General features: G+C 71.7%; 13 protein-coding genes. 10 read left to right on the top strand and 3 right to left on the bottom strand.

What is annotated here, in order from left to right:
* Positions 1-10: 10 nt before the first annotated feature.
* The 3 genes from GA0070621_RS20775 to GA0070621_RS20765 all read left to right on the top strand — a co-directional run bounded on the left by GA0070621_RS20775 (position 11) and on the right by GA0070621_RS20765 (position 4,318).
* Entirely contained in the window at positions 11-1,051 is a 1,041-nt protein-coding gene (locus GA0070621_RS20775) for a coiled-coil domain-containing protein (RefSeq protein ID WP_091198494.1), read from the top strand.
* Positions 1,052-1,086: 35 nt separating this feature from the next.
* Positions 1,087-2,637 carry a fused MFS/spermidine synthase gene (locus tag GA0070621_RS20770; RefSeq protein WP_091202669.1) on the top strand — a complete coding sequence of 517 codons (1,551 nt, stop codon included), beginning with the start codon at positions 1,087-1,089 and terminating at the stop codon, positions 2,635-2,637.
* A gap of 70 nt (positions 2,638-2,707) precedes the next feature.
* Positions 2,708-4,318 (top strand): serine/threonine-protein kinase, encoded by a 1,611-nt coding sequence (locus GA0070621_RS20765; protein WP_091198491.1) that lies wholly within the window; start codon positions 2,708-2,710, stop codon positions 4,316-4,318.
* 47 nt (positions 4,319-4,365) lie between these two features.
* On the opposite strand, the gene GA0070621_RS20760 is transcribed toward GA0070621_RS20765, so the two are convergent.
* A complete protein-coding gene (locus GA0070621_RS20760; protein ID WP_091198489.1) occupies positions 4,366-5,034 on the bottom strand; it encodes a potassium channel family protein in 669 nt (222 codons plus the stop codon).
* Entirely contained in the window at positions 5,024-6,358 is a 1,335-nt protein-coding gene (locus GA0070621_RS20755; protein ID WP_091202667.1) for a TrkH family potassium uptake protein, read from the bottom strand. Before GA0070621_RS20755 ends, GA0070621_RS20760 begins: the two co-directional genes overlap by 11 nt.
* A gap of 106 nt (positions 6,359-6,464) precedes the next feature.
* Between GA0070621_RS20755 and GA0070621_RS20750 the strand changes: the two genes are divergently transcribed.
* The gene (locus tag GA0070621_RS20750) at positions 6,465-7,580 is read left to right on the top strand and encodes a glycerophosphodiester phosphodiesterase (RefSeq protein WP_091198486.1); all 1,116 of its coding nucleotides are present in this window, start codon (positions 6,465-6,467) and stop codon (positions 7,578-7,580) included.
* Positions 7,581-7,827: 247 nt separating this feature from the next.
* Here the strand turns inward: GA0070621_RS20750 and GA0070621_RS20745 are convergent, their stop codons facing one another.
* Positions 7,828-8,058 carry a GntR family transcriptional regulator gene (locus GA0070621_RS20745; protein ID WP_091198484.1) on the bottom strand — a complete coding sequence of 77 codons (231 nt, stop codon included), beginning with the start codon at positions 8,056-8,058 and terminating at the stop codon, positions 7,828-7,830.
* Between the two features lie 376 nt (positions 8,059-8,434).
* On the opposite strand from GA0070621_RS20745, the gene GA0070621_RS20740 reads away from it, so the two are divergent.
* From GA0070621_RS20740 to GA0070621_RS20715, 6 genes are all read left to right on the top strand, one after another.
* On the top strand, positions 8,435-9,631 hold the full coding sequence (locus GA0070621_RS20740) for a substrate-binding domain-containing protein (RefSeq protein WP_091198482.1): 1,197 nt from the start codon (positions 8,435-8,437) through the stop codon (positions 9,629-9,631).
* Positions 9,632-9,634: 3 nt separating this feature from the next.
* Positions 9,635-10,378 carry an ABC transporter ATP-binding protein gene (locus GA0070621_RS20735; RefSeq protein WP_091198480.1) on the top strand — a complete coding sequence of 248 codons (744 nt, stop codon included), beginning with the start codon at positions 9,635-9,637 and terminating at the stop codon, positions 10,376-10,378.
* A 56-nt stretch (positions 10,379-10,434) separates the two neighbouring features.
* Entirely contained in the window at positions 10,435-11,160 is a 726-nt protein-coding gene (locus tag GA0070621_RS20730; RefSeq protein ID WP_091198478.1) for an ABC transporter ATP-binding protein, read from the top strand.
* On the top strand, positions 11,157-12,047 hold the full coding sequence (locus GA0070621_RS20725) for a branched-chain amino acid ABC transporter permease (protein WP_091198476.1): 891 nt from the start codon (positions 11,157-11,159) through the stop codon (positions 12,045-12,047). The genes GA0070621_RS20730 and GA0070621_RS20725 overlap by 4 nt, the downstream gene beginning before the upstream one ends.
* Positions 12,044-13,165: a branched-chain amino acid ABC transporter permease gene (locus GA0070621_RS20720; protein WP_091198474.1), complete on the top strand. Its 1,122-nt coding sequence runs from the start codon at positions 12,044-12,046 to the stop codon at positions 13,163-13,165. The genes GA0070621_RS20725 and GA0070621_RS20720 overlap by 4 nt, the downstream gene beginning before the upstream one ends.
* Positions 13,166-13,240: 75 nt before the next feature.
* Positions 13,241-13,987: an SDR family NAD(P)-dependent oxidoreductase gene (locus GA0070621_RS20715; protein WP_091198472.1), complete on the top strand. Its 747-nt coding sequence runs from the start codon at positions 13,241-13,243 to the stop codon at positions 13,985-13,987.
* The last annotated feature ends 54 nt before the right edge of the window (positions 13,988-14,041 follow it).

Below are 14,041 nucleotides of genomic sequence, written 5' to 3'. Positions count from 1 at the left end.
GGACGCCTTCGTGCCCAGGACCAGGCTCATCCGGCGGCGCGTCCGCCGGCCGTTGCTCGCCCTGCTCGCCGCGGCGGCCCTGCTGCTCGGTGCCGGCCTCGCCCCGGCCGGAGCCGCCGTCGCCGCACCCACCCCGAATGCACCGGACGAGGGTGGCAGCAAGCAGCTACGGCAGGCGCTCGAAGCGGCGGCGAAGGGCCACATCGAGGCCACGGCCCGGCTCAACAACTCCAAGCGCCGGCAGACCGAGCTGAGCGGGCAGCTCAAGCAGCTCGAGCTGCGCCTGGTCGAGCTGAACTCGCAGGTGGGCGAGGTGGCCGCGCAGTCGTACCGGCTGGGTCGGCTGACCCCGGTGTCGGCGCTGCTGGCCAGCTCCGACCCGGGCTCGTTCCTCCAGCGCGCCGCCGAGCTGGACGTGATGGCGCAGCGGGACAGCAAGCGGCTGCACGCCCTGACCGAGGCGAAGACCGAGGCCGCACAGGCCAAGCTGGCCATCGACGCCGAGGTCCGCGAACAGCAGAAGCAGCTCGCCGTGCTGGCGAAGAAGAAGCGGGACGCCGAGATCGCGCTGGCCAAGGTCAGCTCGGGCAGCAGCTCCGGCTTCAGCGGCGGCTCCGCGTCGGCCAAGCCGGCGCCCCGCAACGCCGACGGCTCGTGGCCGTCGGAGTCCTGCTCGGTGGACGACCCGACGCCGGCCGACGGCTGCATCACCCCGCGTACCCTGCACATGCTCCAGCAGGCCAAGGCGGCCGGTTACAAGAGGTACGCCTCCTGCCACCGCAGTGGTGGTGGCGGCGAGCACCCGAAGGGGCGGGCCTGCGACTTCTCCGCCGCGAGCGGTGGCTTCGAGAACGTCTCGGCCACCGGCGGCGACAAGGCGTACGGGGACAGCCTCGCCAGCTACCTCAAGAACAACGCCAGCAAGCTCGGCGTCATGTACGTGATCTGGTACCGGCAGATCTGGATGCCGAACACCGGCTGGCGGTCGTACAGCGGCGGTGGCAGTCCGGCCGCGGACCACACAAACCATGTTCATGTCTCCATGTATTGATGCCCCTGCCGGGCCGGTTGCGTAGCATCGCGACGGTGAGCAGCACATACTCCGAGGTCGTGGTGGAGCCGGCGCCGAGCGTGCCGGCCCCGCGGGCCCTGCCGAACGGGCTCGCCGCGTTCCTGGTCTTCCTCTCCAGCGGGGCGGTGCTGGTGCTGGAGACGATCTCGCTCCGCCTGGTCGGCCCGTACGTCGGGGTGACCCTCCAGGTGACCAGCTCGGTCATCGGCATGGCGCTGGGCGCCATCGCGTACGGGGCGTGGATGGGCGGGTGGCTGGCCGACCGGCGGGACCCGCGCGGCCTGCTCGCCCCGGCCCTGGTGCTGGCCGGCATCGCCACCGCGGTCACCCTCCCCGTCGTCCGGTACGCCGGTGAGGCGCTGCGCGGCGGCGCGGCCAGTGCGGTACTGCTGCTGACCGCGCTGGCGGTGCTGGTGCCGGCGGGGCTGCTCGCCGCGATCACCCCGCTGGTGGTCAAGCTTCAGCTCGCCGACCTGCGCCGCACCGGGCAGGTGGTCGGGCGGCTCTCCGGCATCGGCACCCTGGGCGGCATCACCGCCACCCTGGTCACCGGCTTCGTGCTGGTGGCGGCGCTGCCCAGCACGGTGATCGTGCTCGGACTGGCAGCGGTGCTGGGGGCGACCGGGTTGGTGCTCGGGGCGTATCTGCGCCGGCGGGCGGGGACCGGGCTGCCCGCTCCGGCCCGCGCGAAGGCCGTCCTGGCGGTGGTCGGCCTGGCCGCGGCGGGGCTCTCGGCGGTCGCCCCGAACCCGTGCGACGTGGAGACGGCGTACCACTGTGCGAAGGTGCAGCCGGACCCGCGCTGGACGGAGGGACGCTACCTCTACCTGAACTCGGCGCAGCACTCGTACGTGGACCTGGCCGACCCGACCCACCTGGAGTACGCGTACACCCAGTGGATCGGTCTGGTCGCGGATGCCGCCGCGCCGAAGGGGCAGCGGCTGGACGCCCTGCACCTGGGCGGCGGCGGCTTCACCATGCCGCGTTACCTCGCCGCCACCCGGCCCGACACCGACAACCTGGTCTTCGAGATCGACGGTGGGCTGGTCGACCTGGGCCGGCGGGAGCTGGGCGTGCGCACCGGGCCGCGGCTGCGGGCCAAGGTCGGCGACGCCCGGGTGCTGCTCGGCGCCGAGCCGACCGACAGCCGGGACTTCATCGTCGGTGACGCCTTCGGCCATCTGGTGGTGCCCTGGCACCTGGCCACCCGGGAGATGGCCGCGGAGGTCCGCCGGGTGCTCCGGCCGGGCGGGATCTACGTGCAGAACGTGATCGACATGCCGCCGGACCGGTTCATCCGGGCCGAGTTGGCCACCGTCGCCGCCGAGTTCCGGTACGTCGCGGCGCTCGCCCCGCCCGGCGCGTTCGCCGGACAGCAGGGCGCGAACTTCCTGATCATCGCGTCGGACGCGCCGCTGCCGCTGGCCGCGATCGAGTCCCGCCTGGGCCTGCTGCCGGAGGTGGCCGTGCTGGTGCGCGACGCCGCACTGGCCGGATTCGTCGGCGACGCGCTGGTGCTCACCGACGACTACGCCCCGGTGGACCAGCTGCTGGCGACCGCCTGAACGGGTGACTTTCTGACCGATTCGGACGCATCAGGTGTACGACGGTCGGCCGCGGGCAACAGGACCGACCATGGGTGCATCGGTCCGGGGCGGCGCGCAGCTGCTGGGTGAGCGGTACCGGCTGATCGAGCAGCTCGGTGCGGGCGGCATGTCGGTGGTCTGGCGCGGTTACGACGAGGTGCTCGGCCGCCAGGTGGCGATCAAGGTGCTCGCCTCCCGGCTGGCCAGCGACCGGGCGTTCCGGCACCGTATCCGGGTCGAGGCGCAGGCCGCCGCGCGGCTCTGCCACCCCAACATCACCAACGTGTACGACTACGGCGAGTCCGAGCAGGCCGGGGTGACCGTGCCGTACGTGGTGATGGAGCTGGTCGACGGCGGCCCGCTGAGCAGCCGGCTCGGCCGCGGCGGGCGGCTGACCTGGCGGGAGTCGGTGACCATCGGCGCCGAGGTGGCGTCGGCGCTGGCCACCGCGCACGCCCGGGGAGTGGTCCACCGGGACGTCACCCCGGGCAACGTCATGCTCACCCCGACCGGGGTGAAGGTGGTCGACTTCGGCATCTCGGCGTTGGTGGGGGAGAGCGACAAGGGCCCGGACGGTGCCCTGCTCGGCACCCCCGCGTACCTGGCGCCGGAGCGGCTGGACAACGGCCAGGTCTCCCCGGCCACCGACGTGTACGCGGTCGGCCTGCTGCTGTACCGGATGCTCACCGGGCGGCTGCCCTGGCAGGCCAGCACCACCACCCAGATGCTCCAGGCGCACATGTACCGCGACCCGGACCCGATGCCCCCGGTGGCCGGGCTCCCCGACGAGGTCGAGGAGCTGGTCCGGCGTTGCCTCGCGAAGCGCCCCGAGGACCGCCCCGCGACCGCCGAGGTGGCCCGTACGCTCGCCGAGGCCGCGGGGATCGCCGCGATCATGCCGGTCTCCCCGGCACCCGGCCGGTTCGACCCGGCGCTGGTGGAGAACGCGGGAACCACCATCCTGCCCTGGTCGTCGGAGACGGGCGCGCTGCCCTTCTCCGCCATGCGTACCCGTACCCGGCGGGCCGCCGCCCGGCGGCGCAGGGCGGAGGCCGGGGTGGCCGCCGCCGGACTGGTCGCGGTCACCGCCGCGATGTGGGGGGTGACCTCGAAGAGTCCGGCCAGCGGCGGGGTCGAGCCGACCGAGGCCCGGATGGGGCTGCCGCAGCCGACCCCGTGCGCGGTGGACTACGCGCTGCGCCGTGACTCCGGCAAGGACTTCACCGCCGACCTGACCCTGACCAACACCGGCAGCCGGGAGCTGCGCGACTGGACGATGAGCTTCACCTTTCCCGGCCGGCAGACGGTCACCACGGCCCAGCCGGCGGTACGCCAGCAGGGGCGGACCGTGCTGCTCCAGGTGCCGGCCACGGATGCCGCGCTGGCCCCGGGCGCGTCGAAGAAGTTCGCGCTGACCGGCCGCTACAGCGGTGGCAACCCGCTGCCGATCGAGTTCAAGATCGGCGACAGCACCTGCGGTGTGCAGGTGTCCGGGGTGGCCGGGTCGACGCCGACCACCGCCCCGCCGGCCAAGGCGCCGCCGGCCAAGGCCCCGGCGAAGCCGGCCACCGCGAAGGGCGGCAGCTCGCCGGGCTCCGGCCGGGCCAAACCGGCGAAGCCCGGCAAGGGCAAGGAGGACAAGAAGGGAAAAGGGCAGTAGGGCAACCGAAGGGCGGTGGTCACGGCAAGGGCAAGGGCAAGTGATGCTCACTCCAGCGCGGCGAACCGCTGCACCTGGGTGATGCTGCCCTCCACGACGAGCACGCTGTCGCGTCGCAGCACCGTGTCCGGGCCGGCGTAGCAGAACCGCTCGCCGGGGAGCTTCGCGCCGACCACCATCACGCCGTACCGGTCCACCGGGCTCATGTCGCGCAGCCGCCGCCCCACCATCGCCTCCGGTACGCGCACCTTGGCGATCGCGAAGTCGTCGCCGAACTCGATGAAGTCCAGCATCCGGCTGACGATCAGGTGCGCGACCCGCTCGCCGGTCTCCGCCTCCGGGAAGATCACGTGGTGCGCGCCCACCGAGTCGAGGATCTTCGCGTGTTTCTCCGAGGTGGCCCGGGCCCAGATCTGCGGGATGCCCAGCTCGGTGAGGGCCAGCACGGTCAGCACACTCGCCTCGACCGAGGCGCCGATGGCGACCACCACCCGCCGGAAGTCCGCCACACCGAGCTGGCGCAGCGCGGCGTCCTCGGTGGAATCCGCCTGCACCACCCGGTCCAACCGCGCCGACCAGTGCTGGACCCGACCCGGATCACGGTCGACGGCCAGTACGTCGTGGTCGAGGTGGGTCAGCGAGCCGGCCAGCCGCGAGCCGAACCGGCCGAGACCGATCACCACGATGCCGCTGTCGTCCGTCCTCCTAGCCGACAATGGGTTGCTCCTCCGGATAGCGGTACAGCCGTCGTCGGGTGTTCAACGCGATCGCGGACCCGAGGGTGAGCGGGCCGATCCGGCCGATGTACATGAGCCCGATCAACAGGTAGTGGCCGGGTGCCTTCAGCTCCGCGGTGAGCCCGGTGGTCAGGCCGGTGGTGCTGAACGCGGACGTGACCTCGAAGAGCGCGGCGTAGTAGCGGACGTGCTCGGTCAGCACGATCACCACGACCGTACCGGCGACGACCAGCGCGACGCTGAGCAACGCCACGGTCAACGCCTGCCGCTGGCTGGCGTTGGCGACCCGCCGGCCGCCCACCGTCACGTCCGGCTCGCCGCGCAGCTCGGCCCAGATGACGAAGGCGAGCAGGAAGAAGGTGGAGACCTTGATCCCGCCGGCGGTGCTGGCGCTGCCGCCACCGATGAACATCAGGACGATCAGCAGCGGGTAGCTCTCCTCGGCGAGCCGGTCGACGTGGATGATGTCGAAGCCGCCGGTGCGGGTCAGCGCGATCTGGCTGAACGAGGCCAGCACCTTCCCCGCCGGGTCGAAGCCGCCGATGGTGCGGGGATTGTTCCACTCGACGAACAGCAGGGCGCCGAAGCCGAGTACGAGCAGTGTGACGGACCCCCAGACGGTCAGCTTGGTGGCGATCGCCCACCGGTGCGGTCGCCGCCACTCCCGTACCGCCTCGAAGAGCGCCGGGAAGCCCAACCCGCCGATGATCGCGCCCAGGCTCAGCGGCAGCATCAGCCACGGGTCGCGGGAGAAGGCGACCAGCCCGTCGGGATAGAGGGTGAACCCACCGTTGTTGAATGCCTGGATCGAGTGGAACGAGGCGAACCACAGGGCCCGCCCCGGGGGATAGCCGTAGGACAGCCAGTACCGGGCGGTGACCACGGCGGTCATCACCGCCTCGGCGACGAAGACGGTCGCCGCGATCCGGGTCAGCAACCGGCGGACGTCGGCGGGGCCGAACTCCATGGTCTCGGCCTGCACCAGCAGCCGGTTGCGCAGGCCGAGCTGCCGGGAGACCGCCAGGATCACCAGCGCCGCGATGGTCAGGATGCCGAGGCCGCCGAGTTGGGTGAGCACGGTGATCATCGCCAGCCCGAAGTCGTTCCAGTAGTGCGGGGTGTCGTTGACCGCCAGGCCGGTGACCGAGACGGCCGAGGTGGCGGTGAAGAGCGCGGTGACGAACGGGGTGTACCGGTGCTCGCTGGTGGCCCACGGCAGCATCAGCAGGCCGGTGCCGAACAGGATCGCCGCCAGGAACCCGAACGGCACCAGCCGTACGGGACGACGGAGCAGACGGCGCACCACGTCATTTTCCGCCCGGAGATTCACCAGTAGGACAGGAACCGACCAACTGGCGGTCAACCGCGACCGGTCTGCTGGGCGTACCCATCGACGACAGGAGACGGCGTTGCGACGTACCCTTTCCGCCCTCGGCGTGGCCGGCGCGCTGCTCGCGGCGGCTGTGGTGGTGCCGGCCGTGGCCGCCCAGGCCGATTCGGAGCCCCGCGCCGAGCAGTCCGGCGCGAAGCAGCAGCCGATCGTGATCGGTCACCGCGGCGCCAGCGGCTACCGCCCGGAGCACACGCTGGAGGCGTACCGGTTGGCCATCCGGTTGGGTGCCGACTACATCGAGCCGGACCTGGTCTCGACGAAGGACGGCGTGCTGGTCGCCCGGCACGAGAACGAGATCTCCGGTACGACCGATGTGGCCGCCCACCCCGAGTTCGCCGCCCGGAAGGCGACCAAGGTCATCGACGGGGTCGGCGTCACCGGCTGGTTCACCGAGGACTTCACGCTGGCCGAGCTGAAGACGCTGCGGGCCAAGGAGCGGCTGCCGCAGGTGCGGGTGGCCAACACCGCGTTCGACGGCAAGTTCGAGGTGCCGACCTTCCAGGAGGTCATCGACCTGGCCCGGACCGAGTCGAAGGCCCGGGGCCGCACCATCGGCGTCTACCCGGAGACCAAGCACCCCAGCTACTTCACCTCGATCGGGCTGTCGCTGGAGGAGCCGCTGGTCGCGGTGCTCAAGGCCAACAAGCTGACCCACCGCAACGACCCGGTCTTCATCCAGAGCTTCGAGACGGCCAACCTGCGCAAGCTCGACCGCATGATCGACGTACGGCTGATCCAGCTCATGGACGCCGCCGGCCGCCCGTACGACTTCACCGTCGCCAACGACCCGCGCACCTACGCCGACCTGGCCGCGGCTTCCGGCCTCGCGTGGGTCGCCAAGTACGCCGACGGCGTCGGCCTGAACAAGAACCTGATCGTCCCCCGGGACGCGGCCGGCAAGCTGCTGCCGCCGACCTCGGTGATCCGTGACGCGCACAAGGTGAAGCTGCTGGTGCACGCCTGGACGTTCCGGGCCGAGAACCAGTTCCTCGCGGTCGACCACCGCATCGGCACCGACCCGAACGCCCGTGGCGACATCACGGCCGAGTACGAGCTCTTCTTCGGCCTCGGTCTGGACGGTGCCTTCGCCGACCAGCCGGACACGGCCGTGGCGGCCCGCGCGGGCCTCTGATCGGCGTCGCGCCGGGGCGCTCGGGACCCCGGCGTGACGCTCCGACGACGTGGGGTGTCCGGCGCTGTCCGGGCACCCCACGCCGACGTTTGCGGCTGGCCCCTGACAAGGTCACGCTCGATCCTGGAAACAGTGGCATCCCGTCCCAGCGGAGACCACTACATCCAGGATCGAGCACGATCTCCGCAGCCGGGAGCGCCGACGTGCGTGATTCGTTTACGGCATCAGCTCCACAGGGAGCGAGGACTTACTGTCCGGGGCGTTCGGCGACGTAGGTGCCGCGCCCCGGTTGGCCAGTGATCAGTTCACGATCGTGCAGCAGGGACATTGCGCGGTAGGCCGTGTTCATGTGGACGCCATACGCCTCGGCCAGCTCACGGGTCGAGGGCAGCTTGTCGCCGGGTTTCAGCTCCCCGCTCCTGATCTTCGCGGCGAGTTCGTTGGCGATCTGGCGGTACGGCGCTTCGGCTGTGGGCATGGTGAGGACTCCGATTGGTTCGGCGAGTCCGATCCTGCCCTACCTGCACAAGTAACTGCAATAAGTTGCGACACGTCGAAAAGCGGAGCGCTGCCCGAGGTCGGCCGACCATGACGGTGCGTGCGGGTCAGGAGCATCCGGGTAGTGGCACCTCGGCGGGGCGGCACCGCGATGGCGGGGCGAGACACACCGGCCGGGTCGTCGGTGGTGGCGGGGGCCATCCGGAGTCGGCGGGGTTACGCGCGGATGGCGGGGGTTGTTACGAGAGGCCATCCCCATGCGACCACTTGTGTGTTGGGGCCACATAGCCCGTGGGTGATGTCACTTCTAGCGTGAGCCGACAACTGAGTTCCCCCTGTCCTCACCTGGAGTCGCAATGACGATCCGGCACACGCGACGGGCGTTCCTCTCCGCCGCCACGATGATGGCGGCCGCGATGGCCGCCACGGCCTGTGGCAGCCCGCAGGACACCGCGTCCGGCGGCGGCGACGCCGCACCGGTCAAGGTCGGTCTGGTGTATTCCCAGTCCGGGCCGCTGGCCAGCTACGGCAAGCAGTACATCGAGGGCTTCAAGGCCGGCCTCGACTATGCCACCAAGGGCACCGGCAAGGTCGGTGACCGGAAGATCGAGCTCACCGAGGTCGACGACGCGGGGGACCCGGCGAAGGCGGTCTCCGCGGCCAAGGACCTGATCGGCAAGGGCTACAAGATCATCGGCGGGTCGAGTTCCTCCGGTGTGGCCCTGCAGGTCGCCCCGATCGCTGCCCAGAACAAGGTGCTGAACATCTCCGGGGCGGCCGCCACCGACGCCATCACCGGCGCCAACAGGTACACCTTCCGCTCCGGCCGGCAGTCGTACCAGGACGTGGTGACCGCCAAGTCCTTCATCGGCGACGCCACCGGCAAGAAGGTCGTCGTCTTTGCCCAGGAAGGTGCGTTCGGCGACGCCAACGAGGCCGCGGTCAAGGCCGTGATCGGCGGCGCCGGCGCGACCGTGAGCAGTGTCCGGGCCCCGGCCAGCGCCACCGAGTTCACCCCGTTCGCCAGCCAGATCAAGAACGCCAAGCCGGACCTGCTCTTCGTCGCCTGGGCTGGCACCACCGCCCCGACGATGTGGCAGAACCTCGACCAGCAGGGCGTCCTCGCCTCCACCCAGGTCGTCACCGGCCTGGACCTCCGCGCCTCCTGGCCCACCTTCGGCGCGGCCGGCAGCAAGATCTCCTTCCTGTCGCACTACTTCGAGGGGGCGAGCGACAACGAGGCGGCCAAGGCGCTGAAGGCCAAGGTCGGCACCATCGACCTGTTCCACCCGGACGGCTTCGCCGGCGCTCAGATGGTCGTCCGCGCCGTGCAGGAGGGCGGCGACGACGTCGAAAAGATGATCAAGGCCCTCGAAGGTTGGCAGTTCGACGGCGTCAAGGGCCAGATGACGATCCGGCCCGAGGACCACGCGTTGCTCCAGCCGATGTACCAGGCCAAGCTGTCCGGCAGCGGCACCGAGTACACGGCGACCGCGCAGAAGACCCTGACCGGTGACGAGACCGCGCCGCCGGTCACCCAGATGAAGGGCTGAATTGTGCTCGCCACCCGCGGTCTGACCTGGCGGATCGGTGAGGTCGCCATCGTCGACAGCGTCTACCTCGACCTGGCGCCCGGCGAGTTCCTGGGCGTGATCGGGCCGAACGGCGCCGGCAAGACCTCCCTGTTCAACCTGATCACCGGCCTGCGCCGACCCACCGAGGGGCGGGTCCTGCTGGACGGGGAGGACGTCACCGCCCTCCCGCCGCACCGGCGGGCCCGCCTCGGGCTGGGGCGTACCTTCCAGGCGTCCTCGGTGTTCGGCTCGCTGACGGTGCGGGAGAACGTCCGGCTCGCCGTACAGGCGCACCGGGGTGGCTCGATGAAGCTGTGGCGGCGGGCGGCGGCCGACCGGGAGGTTGCCGCCGCCGCCGACGCGGCGCTCGACCGGGTCGGCCTCGCCCACCGGGGTACGGCGCTCGCCGGCACCCTGGCCCACGGCGAGAAGCGCAAGCTGGAGATCGCCCTGCTGCTTGCCGGGGAGCCCCGGGTGATGCTGCTGGACGAGCCGATGGCCGGGGTGAGCGCCGAGGACGTGCCTGAGCTGGTCGCCGTCATCAAGTCGCTGACCGGCGACAGCGGGCGGTCGGTGCTCATGGTGGAGCACCACATGGACGTGATCCTGGAGCTGGCCGACCGGATCGCCGTGATGCACCACGGCGCGCTGCTGGCCTGCGACACCCCGGACACGGTGATGGCCAACGCCACCGTGCAGGAGGCGTACCTGGGGGAGGCGCTGTGAGCGCGAGGAGTGAGCCGGGTTCGCGAGCCCCGCAGTCGCGAACGGAAGGCAGCACGATGACCGAACCTGTCCTCAGCGTGGAGAACCTGTCGGTGCGGATCGTCGGGCTGCACATCCTCCAGGGGGTGTCGTTCGAGGTCGCGTCGGCCGGGGTCACCGTGCTGCTCGGCCGCAACGGCGTCGGCAAGACCACCACGCTGCGCGCGATCGTCGGGCTCACCCCACGCAACGGCGAGGTGCGCGGCACCGTCCGGATGGGCGCGCGCAGCCTGCTCGCCCGCCCCACCCACCGGCTGGTCCGCGACGGCCTCGGCTACGTGCCGGAGGACCGCTGCGTCTTCGCCGGCCTCACCGTCGCGGAGAACCTGCGCCTCGCCGAACGGCGGGGCACCGCCCCGGCGTACGACAAGGTCTTCGCGCTCTTTCCGGAGCTGGACCGGCGCGGACGGCAACGGGCCGGCTCGCTCTCCGGCGGGCAGCAGCAGATGCTCGCGATCGGCCGGGTGCTGCTCAACGACAACCGGCTGCTGCTGGTCGACGAGCCGACCAAGGGGTTGGCGCCGAAGGTGGTGACCGAGGTGGCCGAGGTGCTGGAACGGGTCGCGGAATCCGTGCCGGTGCTGCTGGTCGAGCAGAACCTGGCGGTGGTGCGGCGGCTGGCCCACGACGCGGTGGTGCTTTCCGCCGGCCGGGTGGCCTGGACCGGAAACGCCCAGGACCTGCTGCTGGAGACCGCGCTGACCAAGTCGCTGCTCGGGGTCGGCTCGGAGGTGAAGGCGTGAGTACGGTGATCCTGCTGGCGCTGACCGGGCTCGGCCTGGCGGCGCTCTACTTCCTGGTCGCCTCCGGCCTGTCCCTGGTCTTCGGCCTGGCCGACGTGCTCAACTTCGCGCACGGCCTGTTCCTCGGCGTCGGGGCGTACGCGACCTGGTGGGCGGCCGGCAACCTGCCCGGGGCCGGCCCGAGCGGGTTCGGGTTCGTGGTGGCGGTCGCCTTCGGTGTGCTAGCCGGGGCAGTGGTGGCGGTGCTGGTCGAGCTGGTGCTGATCCGGCCGCTCTACTCCCGCACCATCGAGCAGGTGCTGGTCACCGTCGGTCTTTCGCTGGCCGGGGTGGCGTTGCTCCAGGCGACCTGGGGCGCCGACGCCCGGCCGTTCCCGCGTCCCGCGTGGACCCGCGAGGTGACCTCGGTCCTCGGCGCGAACGTGCCGAACGCCGGGCTGCTGCTGATCATCGCCGCGGTGCTGGTGCTCGGCGGGCTGCTCGCCTTCCTCCGCTTCACCCGGTACGGCCTGATCATCCGGGCCGGGGTGGAGAACCGGGAGATGGTGACCGCGCTCGGCATCGACGTCCGCAAGGCGTTCACCCTGGTCTTCGCGATCGGCGGGGCGGCCGCCGCGCTGGCCGGCGCGCTCGGCGGGGTCTACTTCGGCACCGTCTCGCCGGGGCAGGGCGGCTCGCTGCTGATCTTCGCGTTCATCGTGGTGGTGATCGGCGGGATGGGTTCGGTGGTCGGGTCCGCGTACGCGGCGGTCGCGGTCGGGCTGCTGCAACAGTTCGTCAACTACTACGGCACGTCCGGGCTGGGTGACCTCTGCGTGGTCGGGCTGCTCGCCGTGGTGCTGCTGCTGCGTCCGCAGGGCCTGGCCGGAAAGGTGGCTCACGCATGACCAACTCGGTGGTGGAGGCGCCGCCGGCGCAGGTGCCCGACGAGTTGACCCCCGGGCACTCCCGCTGGCACGGGCTGCGCCCGTACGCGCCGCTGGCCGCCCTGGTGGTGGCGGCGATCGTGCCGTACTCGACGCTGAACCTGCCCGGCGTCTTCGAGGGACCGCTGAACTCGCCCGGCACCCTGCAACTGCTCGCCGTCTGCCTGGTCTTCGGTGGCCTGGCGGCCGGCTACGACCTGCTCTTCGGGCGGACCGGGATGCTCTCCTTCGGGCACGCCCTCTACTTCGCCGCCGGGGTGTACGGCACCGACGTGCTGATCACCCGGGCCGGGCTGCCGCTGTGGCAGGCCGCGCTGCTCACCGTCACCGGCGGGACGATCCTCGCCGCGCTGCTCGGCGCGGTCGCGCTGCGTACCGTGGGCATCGCGTTCGCCATGGTGACGCTTGCCTTCGCCCAGGTCGGGGCGATTCTGGTGGCCCGGGACTTCGGCGGGCTCACCGGGGGCGAGGAGGGGCTGCCACTGGACGTCGCCGGGCTGCCGTCCGCCCTGGTCGGGGTCGCCAACACGGTGAACCTGTACTGGCTGGCGCTGGCGTACCTGGCCCTGGTGGTCTTCGTGGTGCACCGGGTGAGCGGCTCGCCGACCGGGCGGGTGCTGGCCGGGCTGCGCGACGACGAGCGGCGGATCGGGGTGCTTGGGCTCGACCCGTACCGGTTCAAGCTGGTCGCGTTCACCCTGGCCGGCGGGTTGGCCTCGGCCGGCGGGGTGGTCTACTGCCTGGTCGTGTCGGGGGCGAGCCCGCACGTCACGTCGTCCGAGCTGACGCTGTCGCTGCTGGTCATGGTGGTGCTCGGCGGTCCGGGCACCCGCTGGGGCCCGGTGCTCGGCGGCATCCTCTACATGTACCTGGACCACCGGCTGACCGCCTTCGGCACCAGCGACGTGGTGAACAGCCTTCCGGCGTTCCTCAGCCACCCGCTGTCCCAGCCGCTCTTCGTCCTCGGCACCGTCTTCATCCTGGCCGTCTACTTCTTCCCCGGCGGCCTGGCCAGCCTCAGATCCCGCCTCCACCCCCTCCTGGTCGCCCTCCGCCGCTCCCGCCCCAGCCGTAGTTGATCAAGAGGTTCGCGTCGGGATTCCGCCGTAGGATGACGCGAACTTATTGATCAACCGCAGCATGGGGAGGCGGCAGTGGGAGAGCGTTTCGCGGTGGTCAGTGGGGGCGGGACCGGGATCGGGGCCGCCGTCGCGCGGGGGCTCGTGGATGACGGGTACGACGTGCTGATCGTGGGGCGGCGCGCGGACATGCTGTCGGACGCCGCCGAACGGATCGGGGCGGAGTGCGGTCGGCCGGAGGCGGTCCGCACGGTGACCGCGGACCTGACCGACCCGGCGCAGCTCGCCGGGGTCGTCGAGGCGGTGGGGGAACGGACCGTCGACGCGGTGGTCAACAACGCCGGTGGCTACCTCGGTGGCCCGACCGGCACCCTCGCCGACGTCGCGGCCTGGTGGCGGGCCAACCTGGACGCCAACGTGCTCACCGCCGTCCTGCTCACCGAGGCGCTGCTGCCCGCCCTGCGCCGCCCCGGCGGCCGGGTGCTGCTGATCAGCTCGATCGCCGCCCAGCGGGGCGGGGCCGGGCCGTACTCGGCGGCGAAGGCGGCGCTGCACGGCTGGGCGTACGACCTGGCCGCCCGGCTCGGCCCGGAACAGATCACGGCCAACGTGGTCAGCCCCGGATACGTGGCGGAGACCGAGTTCTTCGGCGACCGGATGACCCCGGAGGGACACGCCAAGCGGGTCGCGGCCACCCTGGTCGGGCGGGCCGGCGTACCGGACGACATCGCGGCGGCCGTGCGCTACCTGGTCAGCCCCGCCGCCGGCTACGTCACCGGCCAGGTCCTCGGCGTCAACGGCGGCTCGGTCCTCGGCCGCTGAACCGAAAGCCGCCTGGCCGAAAGCCGGGTGGACGAACGAGGGAGCGGCGGCCCC

Source organism: Micromonospora narathiwatensis (assembly GCF_900089605.1).
Taxonomy (GTDB): Bacteria; Actinomycetota; Actinomycetes; order Mycobacteriales; family Micromonosporaceae; genus Micromonospora; species Micromonospora narathiwatensis.
The sequence above is the reverse complement of the archived record's forward strand: the minus strand, read 5'-3'. Positions and strand labels throughout refer to the sequence as shown.

Bases quoted from the DNA above. Each gene is read 5' to 3' on its own strand.
- GA0070621_RS20740 (WP_091198482.1), top strand. From the start codon at position 8,435: ATGACGATCCGGCACACGCGACGGGCGTTCCTCTCCGCCGCCACGATG.
- GA0070621_RS20745 (WP_091198484.1), bottom strand. From the start codon at position 8,058: ATGCCCACAGCCGAAGCGCCGTACCGCCAGATCGCCAACGAACTCGCC.
- GA0070621_RS20720 (WP_091198474.1), top strand. From the start codon at position 12,044: ATGACCAACTCGGTGGTGGAGGCGCCGCCGGCGCAGGTGCCCGACGAG.
- GA0070621_RS20730 (WP_091198478.1), top strand. From the start codon at position 10,435: ATGACCGAACCTGTCCTCAGCGTGGAGAACCTGTCGGTGCGGATCGTC.
- GA0070621_RS20765 (WP_091198491.1), top strand. From the start codon at position 2,708: ATGGGTGCATCGGTCCGGGGCGGCGCGCAGCTGCTGGGTGAGCGGTAC.